General features: G+C 67.2%; 6 protein-coding genes. All 6 read left to right on the plus strand.

Annotated features, from left to right (window positions below):
* Positions 1 to 1,248 (plus strand): AMP-binding protein (locus QZ500_RS13440; RefSeq protein WP_295855914.1); only part of this gene is annotated, 1,248 nt, incomplete at its 5' end.
* 29 nt (positions 1,249 to 1,277) lie between these two features.
* Complete coding sequence (locus tag QZ500_RS13445; protein ID WP_295855915.1) at positions 1,278 to 2,069, plus strand: ABC transporter ATP-binding protein; 792 nt, start codon at positions 1,278 to 1,280, stop codon at positions 2,067 to 2,069.
* A gap of 19 nt (positions 2,070 to 2,088) precedes the next feature.
* A complete protein-coding gene (locus QZ500_RS13450) occupies positions 2,089 to 3,018 on the plus strand; it encodes a branched-chain amino acid ABC transporter permease (RefSeq protein ID WP_295855916.1) in 930 nt (309 codons plus the stop codon).
* 12 nt (positions 3,019 to 3,030) lie between these two features.
* Positions 3,031 to 4,095, plus strand: coding sequence for a branched-chain amino acid ABC transporter permease (locus tag QZ500_RS13455; protein WP_295855917.1), 1,065 nt, complete (start codon positions 3,031 to 3,033; stop codon positions 4,093 to 4,095).
* Between the two features lie 70 nt (positions 4,096 to 4,165).
* The gene (locus tag QZ500_RS13460) at positions 4,166 to 5,488 is read left to right on the plus strand and encodes an ABC transporter substrate-binding protein (protein ID WP_295855918.1); all 1,323 of its coding nucleotides are present in this window, start codon (positions 4,166 to 4,168) and stop codon (positions 5,486 to 5,488) included.
* 4 nt (positions 5,489 to 5,492) lie between these two features.
* A partial coding sequence (locus tag QZ500_RS13465; RefSeq protein WP_295855919.1) for an ABC transporter ATP-binding protein occupies positions 5,493 to 6,147 on the plus strand: 655 nt, incomplete at its 3' end.

Raw genomic sequence — 6,147 nt, forward strand, 5'->3', positions numbered from 1 at the left:
CAGAACATCTTCAGCTATGCGCAGTGGCTGGCCTGCGGCTACGTGGTGAACTGCCCCGAGTCGGCGGCCACGGTGTCGATCGACCTCAAGGAGATCGGGCCCACCTACTACTTCGCGCCGCCGCGCATCTTCGAAGGCCTGCTCACCAGCGTGACGATCCGCATGGAGGACGCGGGCGCCTTCAAGCGCTGGCTGTTCCGCACCTGCATGGCGCATGCGCGCCGCGTGGGCCCGGCGCTGCAGAGCGGCCAGGCGGTGGGCTGGTGGGACCGGCTGCGCTACGCGGCGGGCGACCTGCTGGTCTATGGCCCGCTGCGCAACACGCTGGGTTTCTCGCGGGTGCGCGTGGCCTACACGGCCGGCGAGGCGATCGGGCCGGACCTGTTCACGTTCTACCGCTCGATCGGCATCAACCTCAAGCAGCTCTACGGCTCCACCGAGACGGCGGTGTTCGTGTGCCTGCAGCCCGACGACGCGGTGCATGCCGACACCGTGGGCGTGCCGATCCGCGGGGTGGAGATCAAGGTGGACGGCAACGGCGAGATCCTCGTGAAGTCCGCGGGCCTGCTGCGCGGCTACTACAAGAACCCCGAGGCGACGGCGGAAGTGCTCACGCCGGACGGCTGGTACCGCACGAGCGATGCGGGTTTCCTGGACGCGAGCGGTCAGCTCAAGATCATCGACCGCGTGAAGGATGTGGGGCGCCTCGCGGGCGGCGCGCACGACGGAGCGATGTTCGCGCCCAAGTACGTGGAGAACAAGCTCAAGTTCTTCCCGCACATCAAGGAAGCCGTGGCGCTCGGCAATGGCCGCGACAAGGTCTGCGCGCTGATCAACATCGATTTCGAGGCGGTGGGCAACTGGGCGGAGCGGCAGAACCTGCCGTACGCGGGCTACACCGACCTCGCGGCCAAGCCCGAGGTGCTGGCGCTGGTCCGCGACTGCGTGGAGAAGGTGAACGCCGACCTCGCGGCCGACGGCCTGCTCGCGGGCAGCCAGGTCGCCCGCTTCCTGGTGCTGCACAAGGAGCTGGACGCCGACGACGGCGAGCTCACGCGCACCAACAAGGTCCGCCGCGGCTTCATCGCCGACAAGTACGGCGTGCTGGTCGATGCGCTCTACGCGGGCCGCACGGAGCAGTTCATCGAGACGCAGGTGAAGTTCGAGGACGGGCGCACGGGCCGCGTGAGCGCCACGCTGCGCATCGAGGACGCGAAGACCTTCCCGCCCGTGCGGCAGGCCGCCTGACCCCGCGCCGCAGCGCAACGTACAACGCCATGACCACTCCCCACAAGAAGACCGGCGACGTGATCCTCGACGTGCGCAACATCAGCCTGCGCTTCGGCGGGGTGAAGGCGCTCACCGACATCTCGTTCGACGTGCGCGAGCACGAGATCCGCTCCATCATCGGCCCGAACGGCGCCGGCAAGAGTTCGATGCTCAACTGCATCAACGGCGTCTATGCGCCGCAGGAAGGCTCCATCACCTTCCGGGGCAAGACCTTCGCGCACATGAACAGCCGCCAGGTGGCCGAGATGGGCGTGGCGCGCACCTTCCAGAACCTGGCGCTTTTCAAGGGCATGAGCGTGCTCGACAACATCATGTCCGGCCGCAACCTGAAGATCCGCAGCAACCTGCTGATGCAGGCCCTGCGACTGGGGCCGGCGGTGGCCGAGGAGATCCGTCACCGCGAAGTGGTCGAGCGCATCATCGACTTCCTGGAGATCCAGGCCTGGCGCAAGGCGCCCGTGGGCCAGTTGCCCTACGGCCTGCAAAAGCGCGTGGACCTGGGCCGGGCCCTGGCCATGGAGCCGCAGGTGCTGCTGCTCGACGAGCCCATGGCCGGCATGAACGTGGAGGAGAAGCAGGACATGTGCCGCTTCATCCTCGACGTGAACGACGAATTCGGCACCACCATCGTGCTGATCGAGCACGACATGGGCGTGGTGATGGACATCTCCGACCGCGTCGTGGTACTCGACTACGGCAAGAAGATCGGCGATGGCACGCCCGATGCCGTGCGCCAGAACCCCGACGTGATCCGCGCCTACCTCGGCGCCGGGCACTGACACCAGGACGGGAACAGACATGGGATTTTTCCTCGAAACGGTGTTCGGTGGCCTGATGGCCGGCATGCTCTACGCGCTGGTCGCGCTCGGCTTCGTGCTCATATTCAAGGCCTCGGGCGTGTTCAATTTCGCGCAGGGCGCGATGGTGCTGTTCGCGGCGCTCGCGATGGCGCGCTATGCCGAGTGGTTCCCGAAGTGGTTTGGCTTCGACAACCCGCTGCTCGCCAACCTGCTCGCCTTCGCCGGCGCGGTGCTGACGATGGTGGCGGTCGCCTGGCTGGTCGAGCGGCTGGCGCTGCGCCGGCTGGTGAACCAGGAAGGCATCACGCTGCTGATGGCGACGCTCGGCATCAGCTACTTCCTCGACGGTGCCGGCCAGCTGCTGTTCGGCAGCGCCACCTACAAGATCGACATCGGCATGCCGAAGGATCCGATGATGGTGCTGGAGAACGTGTTCGACGGCGGCCTGCTGCTGTCGAAGGAAGACCTGTACGCCGCCTTCATCGCCGCGCTGCTGGTCGCCACGCTGACACTCTTCTTCCAGAAGACCCGCACCGGCCGGGCGCTGCGCGCGGTGGCCGACGACCACCAGGCGGCGCAGTCCATCGGCATCCCGCTGTCGCGCATCTGGGTGATCGTCTGGTCGGTCGGCGGCATCGTCGCGCTGGTGGCGGGCGTGATCTGGGGCTCCAAGCTCGGCGTGCAGTTCTCGATCTCGCTGGTGGCGCTCAAGGCGTTCCCGGTGGTGATCCTGGGCGGCCTGACCTCGGTGCCGGGTGCGATCTTGGGCGGGCTGATCATCGGCGTGGGCGAGAAGCTGTCGGAGATCTACCTCGGCCCCTTCGTCGGCGGCGGCATCGAGAACTGGTTCGCCTACGTGCTGGCGCTGGGCTTCCTGCTGGTGCGGCCGCAGGGTTTGTTCGGCGACAAAATTATTGATCGCGTGTGAGGGGCCCGAGCCATGTTCTATCGTGAAAACGGCCAGTTCAAGAGCAGCTACCGCGCCGACCTCGCGCTGTTCCCGGTGGCGCAGGACCGCTGGGCGATGCTGGCGCTCGCCGCCCTCGCCTTCGTCGCGGTGCCGATGCTGGCGAGCGACTACGCCTTCCGCGCGGTCATCACGCCGTTCCTGATCCTGTCGATGGCGGCGATCGGCCTCAACATCCTGGTCGGCTACTGCGGCCAGATCTCGCTCGGCACCGGAGCCTTCATGGCGGTGGGCGCGTACGCGGCCTACAACCTGCAGGCGCGGATCGAGGGCATGCCGCTGCTGCTGGCGCTGCTCGGCGGCGGGCTGGCGGCCACGGTGGCCGGCGTGCTGTTCGGCATTCCGTCGCTGCGCATCCGCGGCCTCTACCTGGCGGTCGCCACGCTCGCCGCGCAGTTCTTCGTCGACTGGTTCACCAACCGGGTGAAGTGGGTGACCAACGATTCGTCGTCCGGCTCGGTGAGCGTCGGCACGCTGCAGATCGGCGGCTACACCTTCGATACGCCGGTGCAGAAGTACCTGCTGTGCCTCACGCTGGTCGTGGCGTTCGGGCTGCTCGCGAAGAACCTGGTGCGCGGCGCGATCGGCCGCGAATGGATGGCGATGCGCGACATGGACGTGGCGGCCGCGGTGATCGGCATCCGGCCGGTGTACGCCAAGCTCACCGCCTTCGCGGTCAGCAGCTTCATCGTCGGCGTGGCCGGCGCGCTGTGGGGCTTCGTGCACCTGGGCGCCTGGGAGCCGGCGGCATTCGGCATCGACAAGTCGTTCCAGCTGCTGTTCATGATCATCATCGGCGGGCTCGGCTCGATCGCCGGCAGCTTCTTCGGCGCGGCCTTCATCGTGCTGCTGCCGCTGTTCCTGAACTACGTGCCGCACTGGCTGGGCCTGTCGATCTCGACCGCCACCGCCTCGCATCTGGAGCACATGATCTTCGGCGCGCTGATTGTGTTCTTCCTGATCGTCGAGCCGCACGGCCTGGCGCGGCTGTGGTCCACCGCCCGCCAAAAGCTGCGACTCTGGCCCTTCCCCCACTGATCCCGCACCGATTTCCCCCGCTTTCAACCCAGCACCGCCCTGCGCGGCGCACATAACCAGGAGACTCGCCATGCAACTCAAGAAGATCGCGCTCGCTGCGGCCGTGGCCGCTGCCGGACTCTCGGCGCTCGCCACGTCCACCCTCGCGCAGGCGCAGGCGGCCAACGAGCAGTTCATCCCGCTGCTGGTCTACCGCACCGGCCAGTTCGCGCCGCTGGGCATTCCCTGGGCCGACGGCAAGCAGGACTACCTGAAGCTGATCAACGCCCGCGACGGCGGCGTCAACGGCGTGAAGCTGTCGTTCGAGGAATGCGAGACCGCCTACGACGCGGCCAAGGGCGTGGAGTGCTACGAACGCCTAAAGGGCAAGGGCACCGGCGCCTCGGGCTTCGATCCGCAGTCCACCGGCATCACCTTCGCGGTCACCGACAAGGCCTACAACGACAAGGTGTCGATCGAGACGCCCGGCTACGGCCTGTCGCAGTCGGTCGACGGCACCGTGTTCCAGTGGAATTTCCCCCTGCTCGGCACCTACTGGACCGCCGCCGACGTGATGCTGCAGGACATCGCGAAGAAGGAGAAGGGCAGCCTGAAGGGCAAGAAGATCGCGCTGGTCTACCACGACAGCCCCTACGGCAAGGAGCCGATCCCGCTGCTGCAGAAGAAAGCCGTGGCCGACGGTTTCGAGCTGAGCCTGTTCCCGGTCACGCCGCCCGGCGTGGAGCAGAAGTCCACTTGGCTGCAGATCCGCCAGCAGCGGCCGGACTACGTGCTGTTCTGGTCGGCCGGCGTGATGACGCCCGCCGGCATCCGCGAGGCGCAGGCGAGCGGCTATCCGCGCGAGAAGATCTATGCCATCTGGTGGGCCGGTTCCGACCACGACGTGAAGGACATCGGTGCGGGTGCGAAGGGCTACAACGCCATCACCATCCACAACAGCGCGGCCAAGGACAAGGTCCACGACGACCTGAAGAAGTTCGTCTACGACAAGAACCAGGGCAGCGGCCCGGCGACGAGCGTCGGCACGCTGGCGCACACACGCGGCATGATGATCTCGATGCTGCAGGTGGAAGCCATCCGCGCCGCGCAGGAGCGCTACGGCAAGGGCAAGACGCTGACGCCCGAGCAGGTGCGCTGGGGCTACGAGAACCTGGACCTCACCGCCGACAAGTTGAAGGCGCTCGGTTTCGGCGAGGTAATGCGGCCGATCAAGACCTCCTGCCAGAACCACATGGGCACCGACTGGGCGCGCATCGTGCAGTGGGACGGCGGCAAGTGGGAGATCAAGTCCGACTGGTACCAGGCCGACAAGACCCACATCGACCCGCTGGTCAAGGAGTTCTCGGCCAAGTACGCCAAGGACAAGAACGTCACCCCTCGTTCCTGCTCCTGACGCCATGGCCGCCACCATCCCCGCCGGCGATGCCGCCGCGCCACTGCTCGACGTCAACGGCATCGAAGTGATCTACCACCACGTGATCCTGGTACTGAAGGGCGTGTCGCTCGCGGTGCCCGAGGGTGCGATCGTCGCGCTGCTCGGCGGCAACGGCGCGGGCAAGACGACCACGCTGCGCGCGATCTCCAACCTGCTGGAGGGCGAGCGCGGCGAGGTGACCAAGGGCGCGATCCGGCTGCGCGGCGAGCGGATCGAGAAGCTCTCGCCCGCCGCGCTGGTGGACCGCGGGGTGGTGCAGGTGATGGAGGGCCGGCACTGCTTCGCCCACCTGACGATCGAGGAGAACCTGCTCACCGGCGCCTACACCCGCCACGACCGGGCCGAGGTGGCAGCCAACCTGGAGAAGGTCTACACCTATTTCCCGCGGCTCAAGACCCGGCGCACCAGCCAGGCCGCCTACACCTCGGGCGGCGAGCAGCAGATGTGCGCGATCGGCCGGGCGCTGATGGCCAACCCGCGCATGGTGCTGCTCGACGAGCCGTCGATGGGCCTCGCGCCGCAGATCGTCGAGGAGGTCTTCGAGATCGTGAAGGACCTGAACCAGAAGGAGCGGGTCACCTTCCTGCTGGCCGAGCAGAACACCTCGATGGCGTTGA

Origin of the sequence: uncultured Xylophilus sp., from assembly GCA_913776965.1 — a bacterium.
Lineage (GTDB): Bacteria > Pseudomonadota > Gammaproteobacteria > Burkholderiales > Burkholderiaceae_C > Xylophilus.